General features: G+C 75.2%; 8 protein-coding genes, 1 tRNA gene and 1 pseudogene. 3 read left to right on the top strand and 7 right to left on the bottom strand.

Annotation, left to right across the window (positions count from 1 at the left end; all coding sequences use genetic code 11):
* Nucleotides 1-42: 42 nt before the first annotated feature.
* Nucleotides 43-2,085: a caspase family protein gene (locus NRO40_RS16450; RefSeq protein WP_058940867.1), complete on the bottom strand. Its 2,043-nt coding sequence runs from the start codon at nt 2,083-2,085 to the stop codon at nt 43-45.
* Between the two features lie 257 nt (nt 2,086-2,342).
* A complete protein-coding gene (locus NRO40_RS16445; protein ID WP_058940866.1) occupies nt 2,343-2,993 on the bottom strand; it encodes a LysE family translocator in 651 nt (216 codons plus the stop codon).
* A 122-nt stretch (nt 2,994-3,115) separates the two neighbouring features.
* Here NRO40_RS16445 and NRO40_RS16440 point away from each other — a divergent pair, with 122 nt between their 5' ends.
* The 3 genes and pseudogenes from NRO40_RS16440 to NRO40_RS30815 form a co-directional block, all read left to right on the top strand.
* The gene (locus NRO40_RS16440; RefSeq protein ID WP_058940865.1) at nt 3,116-4,459 is read left to right on the top strand and encodes an aminotransferase-like domain-containing protein; all 1,344 of its coding nucleotides are present in this window, start codon (nt 3,116-3,118) and stop codon (nt 4,457-4,459) included.
* Nucleotides 4,460-5,077: 618 nt separating this feature from the next.
* Nucleotides 5,078-5,692: a hypothetical protein gene (locus NRO40_RS16435; RefSeq protein WP_157901792.1), complete on the top strand. Its 615-nt coding sequence runs from the start codon at nt 5,078-5,080 to the stop codon at nt 5,690-5,692.
* Nucleotides 5,693-5,971: 279 nt separating this feature from the next.
* Nucleotides 5,972-6,127, top strand: a pseudogene (locus NRO40_RS30815) (tyrosine-type recombinase/integrase); the annotation flags it as partial.
* A gap of 192 nt (nt 6,128-6,319) precedes the next feature.
* Here NRO40_RS30815 and NRO40_RS16430 read toward each other — a convergent pair.
* From NRO40_RS16430 to topA, 5 genes are all read right to left on the bottom strand, one after another.
* Nucleotides 6,320-6,393 (bottom strand) — tRNA-Thr (locus NRO40_RS16430).
* 105 nt (nt 6,394-6,498) lie between these two features.
* Nucleotides 6,499-8,055, bottom strand: coding sequence for an alpha/beta hydrolase (locus NRO40_RS16425; protein ID WP_058940862.1), 1,557 nt, complete (start codon nt 8,053-8,055; stop codon nt 6,499-6,501).
* Between the two features lie 79 nt (nt 8,056-8,134).
* Nucleotides 8,135-9,346 (bottom strand): DNA polymerase III subunit delta', encoded by a 1,212-nt coding sequence (locus NRO40_RS16420; RefSeq protein ID WP_058940861.1) that lies wholly within the window; start codon nt 9,344-9,346, stop codon nt 8,135-8,137.
* A 422-nt stretch (nt 9,347-9,768) separates the two neighbouring features.
* Nucleotides 9,769-13,080, bottom strand: a complete 3,312-nt coding sequence (gene tmk / locus NRO40_RS16415; protein ID WP_058940860.1) for a dTMP kinase — start codon at nt 13,078-13,080, stop codon at nt 9,769-9,771.
* A 382-nt stretch (nt 13,081-13,462) separates the two neighbouring features.
* Nucleotides 13,463-16,357 carry a type I DNA topoisomerase gene (gene topA, locus NRO40_RS16410; RefSeq protein ID WP_058940859.1) on the bottom strand — a complete coding sequence of 965 codons (2,895 nt, stop codon included), beginning with the start codon at nt 16,355-16,357 and terminating at the stop codon, nt 13,463-13,465.
* Nucleotides 16,358-16,426: the final 69 nt, after the last annotated feature.

Below are 16,426 nucleotides of genomic sequence, written 5' to 3'. Positions count from 1 at the left end.
ACGACGGGCCGGGCTCGCCGCCGGGCGAGGGCGGGCCGGGTCTCAGGTGCCCCGGCCGGAGGGCCGTGGGACGACCGTGCGGACGGGCACGGTGGTCGTCCACCACTGGCCGGGCGCCGGACGCCGGGACGGCCCGGTGTCGCGCGCACCACCGGTACCGCCGGAACCGCCTCCGCCGGCCCCTGCGAGGTGGAGGACGCCGTCGACGGGCGGGCCGGAGGGCGCGTCGCGGGCGTCGGCGTGCGGGTCCCACGGGGGCAGGCGGAAGGGCGCGGTGTTGAGCTCCCCCTCGGCGACGATCAGCTTGAACCAGTCGCGGACCTCGGCGCCCGGGCGCTCGGGGCGGGTCGGCGGGAGGGACAGTTCGACCGGGTCGCCGTCGAAGACGTGGGCCGTGCCGTGCGGGCCGATGAAGTGTCCCTCGTACAGACCGGTGTGGGCGGCGTGGCTGTCGGTCAGGTCGACGAGCACCGCCCACAGCGGGCGGGGCCCGTGGTTGTGGACGCGGATCGCGACCTCGGGGCGGTGCCAGGCGCCCGGGCGGCCGGCGTAGTGGAGGACGAGCTCACCGGCCGCGTCGGGGGTGAGGGCGGGCGCGTACCGGCCTGGCGTCCACGGGCTGACCTCGACGCGGACGAGGCCGGCGAGGGGCGAGGCCGGGTTGTCCAGGGCGTGCAACTGGTGCCAGCGGGCGAGGTGGACGAGGCAGCGGGCGACCCGCCGGGCGTCGGCCGGGCCGGTCAGGGGCAGGGCGGCCACCACGGGCGTGCCGTCGCGACGCAGGACTCGCGCCTCGCCCCCTCCGGTGACGACACGGCGCAGTCCGTCGGGACGGGCCGCGGCGCCCGTGTGGAGGAGCGGCGACGCTCCGCCCCCCGGGCCGGCGGTGGCCAGCGCGGCGGCGACCACGGCCGCGTCGGGGCCCTCCAGCCGTACGGCGAGCGGCGGCAGGGCGAGGGAGGAGGGGGCCACGGGGTAGGCGCGGGTGCGGTCCGGGTGCCAGCCGTCGGGGGTCACGAGCGTACGGAGGGCCTGTACGCGCCGCGCCCGGACGACGGGACCGCCGCCGGTGCCGGTCACGCCGCCGCCGGTGCCGGTCACGCCACGGCCCGTGGGGGTGGCGTCGTGGCCGGTGAGTGTGGCGTCGCCCGTCACCATGAACGCGGTGGCGCCGGCGGTGTCCGTGCCCTCGCGCAGCCCGTGCGCGCCGCCGCAGTCCACCTCCCAGCCGTCCGTGCCGTACCGCAACAGGTGGGGGGCGGGCGGGCGGACCAGTCCGCCCAGCACCGGCCCGTCCGCCGGACCGCCGGGTTCGGCGGGAGCGAGGACGGGGTGCTGGCGCCGCTCGTCGCGCTGTACGCGCGCGTTGGCGGCTGCCAGGACCTCCCGGTACGTGGCTGCGGGCGGTGCCGCCCGCAGTGCGCCCAGCAGGGCGCGGGTGAAGACGCCGTGGCGGCGCCCGGCGAAGTCCCGTTCGTACGCGCGCTGGTCCAGCCTGCTGCCGGCGAGCAGGACGTGCCGGGGCGCCGCGGGGCCGGCGGTGTCACGGGCGACCGGGGCGGCGGGGGGCGCGGGGGCGGGCTCCCGCGTCCACTCGGGCAGCGGGGGCGCGTACCGGGCGACGGCGTCCGGTTCGCCGTCGGGGTCGCGCGTGGCCCCGCCGGAGTAGCAGCAGTCGAGGACGGCGAGGACGTGCGCGCCGCGGGCGGCCACCGCGTCGAGCAGCGCGCCGAGCCGCTTGTCGGGGAGGGGGCCGTCCGCGCAGACGAGGGCCTGGCACCGGCCGGTCGCCTCGACGAGGCGCTCCTGCGGGGTGACCGCCGCGTACTCGGTGCCGTGGCCGGAGAACCACAGGAGGGCCGTGTCGCCGGGGCCCGCCTGCCCCAGGTGCCCGGTGACGGCCGCGGTGACCGCGGCGATCGTCGCCGTACGGTCCGTCAGGGCCCGTACCGAGGGCGGCGCGCCCAGCCGCTCCATCAGCCAGCGGTGGCCGGCCTCGATGTCGTTGAGGCAGCCGGAGAGCCTCGGCCACCGGCCGGCCGGGTAGTCGTCGATGCCCACGAAGAGGGCGTACACCGTCGCCATGCCCGGAGTCTCGCAGGCCGGGTGGCGCCTTCCGGGTCGTTTCCCGGTACTCCTCCGGGCACGTGCGGGGCGCGGGCCGGGCGGGGACCGGGCGGGGACCGGGCGGGTGGGTGGTGGCGGTGCGGGGAGCCGGCAGGGGGACCGGGGCGCGGGAGCCGGGGCCGAGGGGTCGGGGCCGCGGTGGGGAGCGGGGCCGGGGGCCGACGGGCCGTGAGGACGGGGTCGGGGGCCGGGGAGGTCCGTCGGCGGTCGGGTGGTCAGCGTGCGGCGGCGCGCGGCGCGGTGGTGTCGACGGCCATGGTGACGGCGAGCCCGCCCAGCACGGCGCCCATGGCGTAGCGCTGGGTGCGCAGCCACGCCGGGTGGCGGGCGAGGAAGACGGCGACGCCCCCCGCGGCCGCCACGATCGCCGCGTTGACCCCGAGGCTCACGGCGACCTGCACCGAGCCGAGGACGAGCCCCTGGGCGAGGACGTGCCCCTCCTCGACGTCGACGAACTGCGGGATCAGCGACAGGTACATGATGGCGATCTTCGGGTTGAGCAGGCTCGTCATCAGTCCCATCGCGAAGAGCCGGCGGGGCGGATCCGGCGGTACGTCCCGTGGTGTGAACACCGACACGCCACCGGGCCTGAGCGCGCACCAGGCGAGCCAGCCGAGGTAGGCGGCGCCGGCCAGCTTCACGGCGAGGTACAGCTGCGGTACGGCGGTGAACAGCACAGACAGGCCGAGGTTGGTGGCGAGGAGGTACACGAGGAAGCCGACCGCGACACCGCCGAGCGAGACGATCCCCGCGCGGCGGCCCTGCGTGAGGGAGCGCGAGACGAGGTAGATCATGTTCGGTCCGGGCGTCAGCACCATCCCGAGCGCGATGACGAAGACCCCAGCCAGGGCGCTGCCCTCCACCATCGACGCCGTCCTCCCGTGTCGCCCGTTCCCACATCGGACTCCGAGCATATTGACGCGACTTCACTCGGTGCAATAAAAACATTGCTCTCGGTGCAATCCAAGCGGCGTGACGGGAGCGGGAGTTGAGGGAGTACCAGCGGGTGGCGGACGCCGTGGCCGGGGAGATCGCGGCCGGACGCCTGCGCCCCGGGGACCGGCTGCCGCCGCAGCGGCGCTTCGCCCGGGACCATGGCATCGCCGGCTCCACGGCCGCCCGGGTCTACCGCGAACTGGCCCGGCGCGGCCTGACCGTCGGCGAGGTGGGCCGCGGCACGTTCGTCCGCGCCACCGAGGGGCCGGCCGCCGGACCCGCCCTGAGCGACGACCCGGCGGGGCAGCGGGTGAACCTGGAGCTCAACCACCCCGTCGTACCGGAGCAGGCCGCCCTGCTCGCCGAGGGCCTGGGCGGGCTCCTGCGCGCCGACGTGCTGGACGCGGCGCTGCGGCCGGTCGGCCCGGCGGGCACGCCCCGGGCGCGTGCGGCCGCGGCGGCGCTGCTCGCCCGCGCCGGCTGGCGGCCGCGCCCCGAGCGGGTGCTCTTCACCGGCAACGGCCGGCAGGCCATCTCGGCCGCCGTCGCCGCGCTGGTGCCGCCCGGGGGGCGGCTGGGCGCGGAGGAGTTCACGTACCCGGTGCTGAAGTCGATCGCCGGCCGCCTGGGCGTCACCGTCGTGCCGCTGGCCGTGGACGGGGACGGGGTACGGCCCGACGCGGTCACCGCCGCCCACCGCACCGCGCGGCTGCACGCGGTCTACGTCCAGCCCACGCTGCACAACCCCCTCTCCCTCACCATGCCTCCCGCCCGCCGCGCCGAACTCGCCGCGACGCTGCGGCACCTGGACCTCACCGCGGTCGAGGACGCGGTCTGGGGGTTCCTGGACCGGGACACGCCACCGCTCGCCGCGCTGGCACCGGAGCGGACGGTGGTCGTGGACAGCCTGTCGAAGCGGGTCGCGCCCGGACTGACCGCCGGGTTCGCCGTGGTGCCCGACGCGCTGGTGGCCCCTGTCGAGGTGGCCGTCCGCTCCGGCGGCTGGACGCCCTCCGGCTTCGCCCTGGAGGCGGCGGTCCGCTGGCAGTCGGACGGCCGTCTGGACGCCCTCGTCGAGGCCAAGCGCGAGGAGGTCGCACGCCGCCAGGGCCTCGCCCGCCGCCACCTCGCGGGCTTCGCCCTGCGCACCGACCCGCGGTCCTGCTTCTGCTGGTGGAAGCTGCCACCGGCGTGGCGGGCGGACCTCTTCGTGGCCGCGGCGGCCCGGCGCGGCATCGCCGTGACCCCGGGGTCCGCCTTCGCCTCCGACCCGCGCCGCACACCGGACGCGGTCCGCCTGGGCCTGGCCTCACCCCCGCCCGACACCCTGGCGCGCGCCCTCACCACCCTCGCCACCCTCGCCCGCACGACCCCGGAGGACCACGTCCCGTCCTGACGGGCCCGCGCCCGGGGGGCGCCGGACCTCAGGGGCCGGGTGTGAGGGGTCGCGGGGCCAGGCCTCGGGGGGCTCTCCACCCCCCTCCGGCCACCGTCCACGCCCGTGCCCGGGCCCGCCCCCGGGCCAATGGCAGAGCATCGGCTGACGCCCCTGCCCGAGCCCTTCTCGCCCGCACTACGGTGCGCCGAAGGGCGGGCAGGCCGGACGGCAGGACTCGCACATGTGAGCCGCCGTCGGGATGCGAACCCGAGACCTACGCATGACGAGTGTCCGACCTCCTCCGCCAAGGAGCCCACGGGGATCCCCCTCACCACATACCGCGGCTCACACCGGAGCTCGTACGGTGGCGGACGCTGACGGACGGCTACGCACGATTCGCCTTCCGAGACCACGACCGAGACCGCCGAACGCCCCCACCGGCTCGGCGCCGCGCTCATCACCGGGGCGGCGGGGCGGCAACCCTTAACGGTCCTGGCCGGTCTGACAGGCAGCTGGGCAACGGGATGGCGAAGGGAACCGGCCGTGCGGAGAAGACAGTGGACATGGGCGCTGCTCGCCGTGGGCGTGAGTGTGCTTGCCGTGCCGGCGGGGAGCCGGCCCTCGGAGTTGTCGAGGGTGGAGGACACCAGGGGCTTCCGGCTGGATCCTCCTGTGGCCTTTGCCGACTTCCGGATGACTGAGCGGTACAAGGGCTCGTACGTCGGGGTGGTGGGCGGGGTGGTGGGATGCGCCGGCGAGGAATGGGACTGCCTGAAGGACTGGTCGTATGTGACGCGTCCTGGCATCACGCCCGAGGACGCCGACAGGATCGTCCGGAATGCCGTGGGAACGGGTGCCAACTACATACGGCGGAGTGATATCCCAGAAGCACAGAACAGACTGGTCTTCAGGGCTCTGCAGGGTGATGTCCCCGACCCCGAGGGGGCGGCCCGGCGCATGATGCGGTCGATCGAGCGGAACGAACAGGTCCCTTTCCAGCTGGGCCCGCACACGAAATGGGCATGGCCCGCCCAGCACTCCCGAATCGAGGGTGCCCCCGGCACTGCGATGATCTGCCGACACAGCCGCTACAGCGAGGTTGCGGGGACGGAGATCGCGTCATCCGTGGATGCGACCTGTGTCTGGGCGGATCACAGTACGGTGGCCGCGATCAAAGGCTACGACATGCCTCTCGACGATCTGGCGGACCTCGCCGCCGAACTCCACCGCACAGCACGGGTACGCGAGTGAGACACCGGGCCGGCATGGAGAACGGAGAACTGCCCCTGCGTTTCGAGCCGCGGCACGCACCGGAGGCGCGATGAGGACGAAGGCCGACAGCCGTCAAGGGGTGCCAACTGCCGCGGGCCTGCCAGTCGTGACCAATGCCGCAATTGACGAAGGTCCATTCACGCTGGAGCCGACCGTCCCGGCCACACGTACCTTTTCTCTCACCGCGAGCGCTGATTGCTGTAGCGCGCGGCACGGGCGCCGGACGGGCGGAGGCGGGCCGGCGAGAGGAGCGACTGGGCGGAGTTCAAGAAGCTCCTCGAGGAGGCGGGGATCGGTGACCGGAGCCTGTGCGACGGGAGTCGCCACACCTCCGGCACGATCCTGAACGAGCTGGGGGTGGGCATGCCGGCCATCATGGAGATCCTTCGGCACACGCTGATCAGCCGGACCCGCCGCTACGTGAAGGGCAGGTCGACCCTGTCGAAGGACGCGACACGGCGGGCCGGGGACGCCTTCCCGCCACAGCGGGGACCGTCCGAGACCAGAACCGAGACAGGGAGCCGCATCGATCGGGCGCGGCGACGGCGACGCTTCGCGGGAACAGGAAAGCCCAGGTCAGAAGAGTCTGACCTGGGCTTTCGACTGAGCCGCCTTCGGGATTCGAACCCGAGACCTACGCATTACGAGTGCGTTGCTCTGGCCAACTGAGCTAAGGCGGCACACCGCGCCGGACCCCTGGGGGTGCAGCAGCGAGCACAAGTCTACACAGGTGGAGAGGGTGCTCGTGCACGCCTGTTCCCGGGGCACCCGGGGGCCCCGGGGCCTCAGCGGCAGCGCTTCCCGGGGGGCGGGGGCGTGCCCCGCAGGAGGTAGGTGTTGATCGCGGTGTCGACGCAGTCGCTGCCCCGGCCGTACGCGGTGTGGCCGTCGCCGTCGTACGTCAGGAGCGTGCCGGAGGAGAGTTGCGCGGCGAGGGACCGCGCCCAGGCGTAGGGGGTGGCCGGGTCGCGGGTGGTGCCGACGACGACGATCGGGGCCGCGCCTTCGGCCCTGATGCGGTGCGCGGTGCCGGTGGCCTCGACCGGCCAGTACGCGCAGCCCAGGGACGCCCACGCCAGTCCGCGCCCGAAGACGGGCGACGCCTTCTCGAACGACGGTACGGCGGCGGCCACGGCGGCGGGGGTGGTGAAGGCGGAGGGCTGGTCGAGGCAGTTGACCGCGGCGTTGGCAGCCATGAGGTTGGAGTAGTCGCCGTCGGCCTCGCGCTCGTAGTAGCTGTCGGCGAGGGCGAGCAGGCCGGCGCCTTCGCCGTCCATCGCCCGGGTGAGCGCCCCGCGGAGCTGGGGCCAGGCGGCCTCGTCGTACATGGCGGTGATCACGCCGATCGTGGCGAGGGCCTCGCCGAGGGGCCGCCGTGGCTCGCCGGTCGGCACGGGCTTGCGGTCCAGTGCGGTGAGGAACGCCTTCATGCGGGCCGTGGCGTCCTGCACGGAGGCGTTGCCGAGGGGGCAGTCCGCCTGCCCGACGCAGTCGGCGGCGAAGGAGCGGAACGCGGTGTCGAAGCCGGCCGCCTGGTCGCGGTTGGTCTCGCGGGCCGTGCGGGAGGGGTCCATGGCACCGTCGAGGACGAGGCGGCCGGTGCGCTCGGGGAACAGTTCCGCGTAGGTGGCGCCGAGGAACGTGCCGTACGAGGCGCCGACGTAGTTGAGCTTCGCGTCGCCGAGCGCGGCCCGGACGATGTCCATGTCGCGGGCCGCCTCGACGGTGGAGACGTGTGGCAGGACGCGGGCGGAGCGTTCGGCGCAGGCCGCGGCGAACTTCTTGTACGCGGCGGTCAGCCTGTCGGTCTCGCGCCGGTCGTCGGGGGTCTGGTCGACCTGCGTGTAGGCGTCCATGGCGGGCCCGTCGAGGCAGCGGACGGGTGCGCTGCGGGCGACGCCGCGCGGGTCGACGGCGACCATGTCGTAGCGGGCGCGGACGGGGGCGGGGTAGCCGATGCCGGCGTACGCCTGGAGGTAGTCGACGGCGGAGCCGCCGGGGCCGCCCGGGTTGACCAGCAGCGAACCGATCCGCTTGCCCGGGCCGGTCGCCTTCGTGCGGGCCACCGCCAGCTTCACCTGGCCGTCGCCGGGGCGGGCGTAGTCCAGGGGCGCCTTCAGCGTGGCGCACTGGAAGTCGGGCACCCCGCAGTCGCGCCAGGCGGGCCGCTGGGCGTAGTAGGGGCGGAGCGCGGCCGTGGCCGAGGCGGACAGGGCCGCGGGCCCGGCGGCGTGCGACACCGGCTCGGCCGTGGGGGCGCCCCCGCCGGCGCAGCCCGCCGCGAGGAGCAGGGCGAGGGCGGCGGCCGGCGCGGGGGTACGGAACAGTCGGCGGGGATCCATCCACCTGAGCGTAGCCGTACGGTGACGGTCGGTCATACGGGTGACGCGTGGGGCGCCACCCGAACGGGCCAACCCCCGGCTAACCGGCGCGCAGCGCCATCATCATGGCCTCCACCGCGAGAAGCGGCGCGACGTTGCGGTCGAGCGCCTCGCGGCAGGCGAGGACGGCCTCCATGCGGCGCAGCGTGGACTCCGGAGTGCCGGCGCGGGCGATCCGGTCGAGGGCGTCGCGCACGTCCTCGTTGGACAGGGCGGTGGTGGTGCCGAGCTGGAGCGCGAGGACGTCACGGTAGAAGCCGGTCAGATCGCTGAGGGCGAGGTCGAGGGTGTCGCGCTGCGTGCGGGTCCTGCGGCGCTTCTGGCGGTCCTCCAGCTCCTTCATCGCGCCGGCGGTGCCGCGGGGCATGCGGCTGCCCTGACCGCCGCCGAGGGCGGTCTTCAGCTCCTCCGTCTCCTTGACGTCGGTCTCCTCCGCGAGCTCCTTGGCGTCCTCGCCGGCGGCGTCGACCAGCTCCTGCGCCGCCTTCAGGCAGCCTCCGACGTCCTGGACGCGGAGCGGCACGGTGAGGACGGCGGTGCGGCGGGCGCGGGCCCGCTCGTCGGTGGCGAGGCGGCGCGCCCGGTCGATGTGGCCCTGCGTGGCACGCGCGGCGAACGCCGCCGCGGCGGGCTCGACACCGTCGCGCCGGACGAGGACGTCGGCGACGGCGTCGACCGGCGGCGTGCGCAGCGTCAGGTGGCGGCAGCGGGAGCGGATGGTGGGCAGCACGTCCTCCAGGGACGGCGCGCACAGCAGCCAGACCGTCCGGGGCGCGGGCTCCTCGACGGCCTTCAGCAGGACGTTCCCCGCGCCTTCGGTGAGGCGGTCGGCGTCCTCCAGGACGATGACCTGCCAGCGGCCGACCGCCGGGGAGAGCTGCGCCCGGCGCACCAGCTCGCGGGTCTCCTTGACGCCGATGGACAGCAGGTCCGTCCGTACGACCTCGACGTCGGCGTGCGTCCCGACGAGTGCCGTGTGACAGCCGTCGCAGAAGCCGCAGCCGGGCTCGCCGCCGAGTGCCCGGTCGGGACTGACGCACTGGAGCGCGGCGGCGAAGGCCCGGGCGGCGGTGTCGCGGCCGGCCCCGGGCGGGCCGGTGAACAGCCAGGCGTGCGTCATCTTCGACTTGGTCGCGTCGAGCGGCTGGACGCCCTGCGCGTCGGCGGTGACCAGGGCGTCGGCGTCCCGGGCGGCTGCGGCGAGCTGCGCCTGCACACGGTCCTGGCCGACGAGGTCGTCCCATACGGGCACGGGGCACCACCTTCGTGGGGTCGGGGATCCCGCGCGTCGCGGGTCCTGGCGTGACGGGTCCCGTGGGGCGGGGCCCGTTGTGGCGGGTCCCGTGGGGCGGGACCTGGTGTGGCGGGTCCCGGTGGGGCAGGGCCCGTTGTGGCGGATCGCGGCTCCCTCGGGCGCCGGTGTCGGACCGGGACGCTGTCGGATGCCGGTGCCGGACCGGGGCTCCGGATCCGGACGTCGCGGCCCGCCGTACGGCCGCGGGTCCGGGCACCCGGGCCCGGGACCAGGGCTTCACGCCCGGGGCCCGGGGGCCCGACGGCTCGGCGCTCGGCGCTTGCGACCCGGACCGCGGGTCCTGGGCGGTACGGACTCCCGGTCGCGGGCGGTCACCCCTCGCGCCTCCATTGTGGCGGAGGGGTGTGACAGCGCCCGCCTCAGCGGCGGCCGCCGCGTCGGCCGCCCGACCGGCCGCCGTCGTCACCGTCGTCCGGGCGGCCGAGCAGTTCGTCGGCGAGGGAGGGCAGGTCGTCGAGCGGGGTCTCCTCGGCCCAGTCGGGGCGGCGGCGTGCGGCCCGGCCGTCGGGGTCGACCTGCGGGATCTCCCGCGTGCGGTCGTTCGCGCCGGGCGGCTCGGCGGCGGCACCCGGCCGGGCCTCGTCACGGAAGAAGCCCGGCGGTACGCGGTCGTCCGGCCGTTCGTCGCGTACGGGCGGCAGGACGGCCGTCTCCGCGAGGTCGACGGGCGGGCGGGCGGGCTGGTCGTCCTTGCGCATGTCGATGCGCTGCGTCTCCTCCTCCGGCCGGAGCGGGACGGGGTCGTCCTTACGCATGTCGATGCGCTGCGTCCGCTCCTCGGGCCCGGGGACGGCCGGGTCGGCGGCCGTCCCCGCGGCGGCACCGGCGGCGGGTTCGTCGTCCTTGCGGAGGTCGATGCGGGGTGTCGGCACGGTCTGGGTGATCTCGTCCGGCCGGACCACCGGCGTCGGCACCGTCACGTCGTGCGGCGACACCGCGGGCTTGGCGGCCGCGGCGGCAGCCGCTGCGGCCGCGGCGGCGGCTGCCGCCGCTGCCTCCTCCGCCGCCTGGCGGCGGGCCTCCTCGGCGCGCAGCAGCGCCTCCTCGGCCTTGCGCTGCTTCTCCCGGCGGCGCTCCTCGGCCTCGGCGCGCAGCCGCGCCTCCTCCTCGGCCCGCAGGCGCAGGCGCTCCTGCTCCTCGAACCGGGCCTTCTCCTCGGCCTCGCGTCGACGGCGCTCCTCCTCGGCGAGCCGCCGTGCCTCGGCCGCGCGCTGACGGGCCTCCTCGGCCTGCCGCTCGGCCTCGCGGCGGCGGGCCTCCTCCTCCTCGCGGCGCTTGCGCTCCTCCTCCTCGGCGCGCAGCCGGGCGAGCTGCTCCTGGCGCTCGCGCTCCAGGCGCTCCTCCTCGGCCTTGCGCCGCGCCTCCTCCTCGGCCCGGCGGCGGGCCTCCTCCTCGGCGGCCCGGCGCGCCTCCTCCCGGGCCCTCACCTCGGCCTCGGACAGCGGCAGGACCCGGTCGAGGCGGTGACGGATGACGGTGGTGACGGCCTCGGGCTCCTGGCCGGCGTCCACGACGAGGTACCGGGCGGGGTCGGCGGCGGCGAGGGCGAGGAACCCGGAGCGCACGCGCGCGTGGAACTCGGCGGGCTCGGACTCCAACCGGTCCGGGGCCTCCGTGAACCGCTCGCGGGCGGTCTCCGGCACCACGTCCAGCAGCACCGTCAGATGCGGTACGAGGCCACCGGTGGCCCAGCGGGAGATACGGGCGATCTCCGTCGGCGACAGGTCCCGGCCGGCGCCCTGGTACGCGACGGACGAGTCGATGTACCGGTCGGAGATGACGACCGCGCCGCGCTCCAGGGCCGGGCGGACCAGCGAGTCGACGTGCTCGGCGCGGTCGGCGGCGTACAGCAGGGCCTCCGCGCGGTTCGACAGGCCGGCGGACGACACGTCGAGGAGGATCGAGCGCAGCCGCTTGCCGATGGGCGTGGCGCCCGGCTCGCGGGTGACGACCACCTCGTGGCCCTTCGCCCTGATCCACTCGGCGAGGGCCGTGACCTGCGTGGACTTGCCGGCGCCGTCACCGCCCTCGACGGCGATGAAGAACCCGGTCGCCGCCGGGGCCTGGGCCGGGTCCGCGCCGCGCAGCGCGTCGCGCAGGTCCCGGCGGAGCGGTACGCCGGACCGGTCGTCGGTCTTGGCGAGGACGAGCGCGGCGACGGGCAGCAGCAGCGCGCCGACCAGCATGAGGGCGAACGCCGCGCCGCCGTGCGCGAAGACGGCGTCGTCCCCGGCCAGCCGGTGCGGGCCGACGGCGGCGGCGAACAGGGGCGCGGCGAGCGCGCCGAGCGCGATGGCGACGCGGACGACGGCCTGGAGGTGCTCGGTGAGGCGGGGGCGCCGCGGCTCCTCGGTCTCCTGGTCGATCAGGGTGTGGCCGGTGTTCGCGGCGACACCGGCCGAGAAGCCGGCGACGAGCGCGAGGAAGAGGACGGTCGCGGTGTCCGGCACGAGCCCCATGGCGAGCAGCGCGACACCGGTGACGGCGGTCGCGAGGGCGAGGAGCCGGCGGCGGGACAGGGCGGGCAGGACCGCGCGGGCGCCGCGGATGCCCAGGCCGGTGCCACCGGTCAGGGCGAGGACGAGCAGGGCGTACGTGACGGGGCCGCCGCTCAGCTCGGCGGCGTGCAGGACGGCGACGGCCGACGCTGAGGCGATGGCTCCGGCGACGGCGGCGCAGGCGAGGACGAGCAGCGGTATGGCGCCGGTGCGGCCCTTCTCCGGGCGCGAACCGGAAGTCTTCTGCGAGCCGGAACCGGAACCGGAGGCGGCGCCCGCGGCGGCGGAACCGGAGGCGGCGCCCGCGGCGGCGGAACCGGAGGCGGCCGGGCGGCGCAGACCCTCCAGCGGGGAGCGGGGGCGCGGCGACTGGCCGTCGGGCAGTTGGAGGGAGGAGAGGATCGCCAGGGAGGCGGCGAACAGGCCGGCGGCCGTGTACGCGCCGAGGGCCGCCTGGTGTTCGGAGAACCAGTCGACACCGAGGGCGAGCAGCTTCCCGACCAGCGTCGCGACCAGCAGCACCGCCGCCGCGGCCGGGATGGTGGCGAAGGCGGTGCGCAGCGAGAGCCGGCGCAGGGAGCCGAGGTGGTCGGGGAGGGGCCGGACGGCGGCGCCCTCCAGGGGCGGGGCGGGCAGCAGGGTGGGCGCCGCGCTGTCCTTGGCGATCGTCCAGAACCGCTCGGCGGCGCCCGCGAGGAAGGCCGTGACCAGGAGGAGAGTGACGGCGTGCGCGGGGGTCCAGATGATCCAGAGGGGGGCCACGACGAGCAGGGCGACCCGTACGCCGTCGGCCGCGACCATGGTCCAGCGGCGGTCGAGGGGGCCGCTCGCCGCGACCAGCCCGCTCATGGGGCCGAGCAGGACGGCGCCGAGGAGCAGCGTCGACACGGCACGGGCGGCGAACACGGCGGCGACCGCGAAGGCGGCGCCGCGGACGCCGCCGCCGAACGTCTCCGCCGTGACGGCCGCCCGCACGCTCAGCAGGACCAGGACGAGCAGGGCCAGCGCGTCTCCGGTGCCGCCGATGAGCGAGGCGCTCCACAACCGGCGCAGCGGCCGGCTGCGCAGCAGCGCGCGTACGGCTCGCTCGCGGGAGTCCGCGGCGAGTGCGGCGTCGGTGGCTTCGGTGTCCGAGGTGGGGCCCAGGACCGTTGGCTGCTCGGCTCGCGTCATCCCCTCAGCCTATCCGCCCAGGCCGACACTCAGTCTTCCCCGCCCGAACACACGACCGGGACCGGAAGCCAGGCCTCCGGGTCGGCCGGCGGGTCCGTACGGCGACCGGCCGTCGGCAGCCCTCGGTCCGGAGGGCGGGCCGACCGTTCGGCGGCCCGCGGGTCGGGCGGCGGGCCGGTCGGCAGCCGAGCGGCGGGCCCTGCAGCGGATCAGGCGGCGGGCGGACGGCGGACCGTTCGGCGGGCCGCGGGCCGGACAGCAGACCGTTCGGCGGGTCGTGAGGCAGGGCCCGGCAGCAGGCCGCCGTACAGCAGCGTGCCCATCCGGGCCCGCCGCCGCCGTGCGGCGGGGTGGGCCCGGATGGGCACAGGGCGCGGGGCGCCTACGCGTCGGGCGCGGCGGACTCCGCCGCCGTCTTCCTCGTCGTCGCCTTCTTCGCCGCCGCCTTCTTCGCCGTGGCCGTCCCGACCGCCGTCGATGTCGTGGCGGTCGCCTTCTTGGCGGTGGTCTTCTTCGCCGCCGTCTTCGCCGTGGTCGTCTTCTTCGCCGCGGTCTTCTTCGCCGTCGTCTTCTTGGCCGCCGTCTTCTTGGCGGTCTTCTTCGCCGGCGCCTTGGCCCGCTTCTCGGCGAGCAGCTCGAAGCCGCGCTCCGGCGTGATCGTCTCCACGCTGTCGTCGCTGCGGAGCGTCGCGTTCGTCTCGCCGTCCGTGACGTACGGGCCGAAGCGGCCGTCCTTGACGACGACGGGGCGCTCGCTCACCGGGTCGTTGCCCAGTTCCTTCAACGGCGGCTTGGCCGCCGCGCGACCGCGCGCCTTGGGCTGGGCGTAGATCGCGAGGGCCTCGTCCAGGGTGATGGTGAAGAGCTGGTCCTCGCTCTCCAGGGACCGCGAGTCCGTGCCCTTCTTCAGGTACGGGCCGTAGCGGCCGTTCTGCGCGGTGATCTCCACGCCCTCGGCGTCGGTGCCGACGACGCGCGGCAGCGACATCAGCTTGAGCGCGTCGTCCAGGGTCACCGTGTCGAGCGCCATCGACTTGAAGAGGGAGGCCGTGCGCGGCTTCACCGCGTTCTTGCCGGTCTTCGGGGTGCCCTCGGGGAGGATCTCGGTGACGTACGGGCCGTAGCGGCCGTCCTTCGCGACGATCATGTGCCCGGTCGCCGGGTCGTTGCCCAGCTCGAACTCGCCGCTGGGCTTCGCCAGCAGCTCCTCCGCGTGCTCCACGGTGAGCTCGTCGGGAGCGAGGTCGTCGGGGACGTCGGCCCGCTGGTGGCCCTCCTCGTCCTTCGTCCCGCGCTCGATGTAGGGGCCGTAACGGCCGACGCGCAGCACGATGCCGTCGCCGACCGGGAAGGAGGAGATCTCCCGGGCGTCGATGGCGCCGAGGTCCGTGACCAGCTCTTTCAGACCGCCGAGGTGGTCGCCGTCGCCGTTGCCCGCGTCGGCGGCCGCGCCGCCCTGGGCGAACCCGCCGCCGGGCACCGTCTCGCCGAAGTAGAAGCGCTTCAGCCACGGCACGGCCTGCGCCTCGCCGCGGGCGATCCGGTCGAGGTCGTCCTCCATCTTCGCGGTGAAGTCGTAGTCGACGAGCCGGCCGAAGTGCTTCTCCAGCAGGTTGACGACGGCGAAGGAGAGGAAGGACGGGACGAGCGCCGTGCCCTTCTTGAAGACGTAGCCGCGCTCCAGGATCGTGCCGAGGATCGACGCGTACGTCGAGGGGCGGCCGATCTCGCGCTCCTCCAGCTCCTTGACCAGCGACGCCTCGGTGTAGCGGGCGGGCGGCTTGGTGGCGTGGCCGTCGGCCGTGATCTCCTCGCCGGTCAGGGCGTCGCCCTCGGTGACCTGCGGGAGGCGGCGCTCTCGGTCGTCCAGCTCGGCGTTCGGGTCGTCGGCGCCCTCGACATACGCCTTCATGAACCCGTGGAAGGTGATCGTCTTGCCGGAGGCGCTGAACTCGGCGTCCCGGCCGTCCGAGGACCTGCCACCGATCCGGACGGTGACGGAGTTGCCGACGGCGTCCTTCATCTGGGAGGCGACGGTCCGCTTCCAGATCAGCTCGTACAGCCGGAACTGGTCGCCGGTCAGCCCGGTCTCGGCGGGCGTGCGGAAGCGGTCGCCGGAGGGGCGGATCGCCTCGTGCGCCTCCTGCGCGTTCTTCACCTTGCCCGCGTACGTCCGGGGCGCGGACGGCAGGTAGTCGGCGCCGTACAACTGCGTGACCTGCGCGCGGGCCGCGGCGACGGCCGTCTCGGAGAGCGTGGTGGAGTCCGTGCGCATGTAGGTGATGAAGCCGTTCTCGTACAGCTTCTGCGCGACCTGCATCGTCGCCTTCGCGCCGAAGCCGAGCTTGCGGCTCGCCTCCTGCTGGAGGGTCGTGGTGCGGAACGGCGCGTACGGGGAGCGGCGGTAGGGCTTGGACTCGACCGAACGGACGCTGAAGGCCGCGTCGGCGAGCCCGGCGGCCAGGGCGCGGGCGTTCGCCTCGTCGAGGTGCAGCACCTGGTCGCCCTTGAGGCGGCCGTCGGAGCCGAAGTCACGGCCCTGGGCGACGCGGCGGCCGTCGACCGAGGCCAGGCGGGCGGTGAGCGTCGAGGGGTCGGAGACGTCGCCGGGGCGGCCGGTACCGAAGGTGCCGGTGAGGTCCCAGTACTGGGCGGAGCGGAACGCGATGCGCTCGCGCTCCCGCTCGACGACGAGCCGGGTGGCGACGGACTGCACGCGGCCGGCGGACAGTCGGGGCATGACCTTCTTCCACAGGACCGGCGAGACCTCGTACCCGTACAGCCGGTCCAGGATCCTGCGGGTCTCCTGGGCGTCGACCATGCGCTTGTTCAGCTCGCGCGGGTTGGCGACGGCCTGCTGGATCGCGTCCTTGGTGATCTCGTGGAAGACCATCCGGTGGACGGGGACCTTGGGCTTGAGGACCTCCAGGAGGTGCCACGCGATGGCCTCGCCCTCGCGGTCCTCATCGGTGGCCAGGTAGAGCTCGTCCGACTCGGCGAGCTGCTCCTTCAACTTCCTGACCTGGGCTTTTTTGTCGGCGTTGACGACGTAGATCGGCTGGAAGTCGTGTTCGACGTCCACACCGAGGCGGCGCACCTCGCCGGTGTACTTCTCCGGCACCTCGGCGGCGCCGTTGGGGAGGTCGCGGATGTGCCCGACGCTCGCCTCGACTACGTAGCCGGGGCCGAGGTAGCTCTTGATCGTCTTCGCCTTGGCAGGCGACTCGACGATGACGAGTCGGCGGCCGCCCTCTGCGGTCTCGCGTGTCGGGGACAACTCTTCGCTCTTCTCTCCGGTCGGCGCTCGGTGGCATGTGCGGCGCGGCGCGGGACCCGCCTGGGTCGC

It is taken from the genome of Streptomyces changanensis (assembly GCF_024600715.1).
Taxonomy (GTDB): domain Bacteria; phylum Actinomycetota; class Actinomycetes; order Streptomycetales; family Streptomycetaceae; genus Streptomyces; species Streptomyces changanensis.
This window is presented reverse-complemented; position numbering and strand designations above follow the sequence as displayed.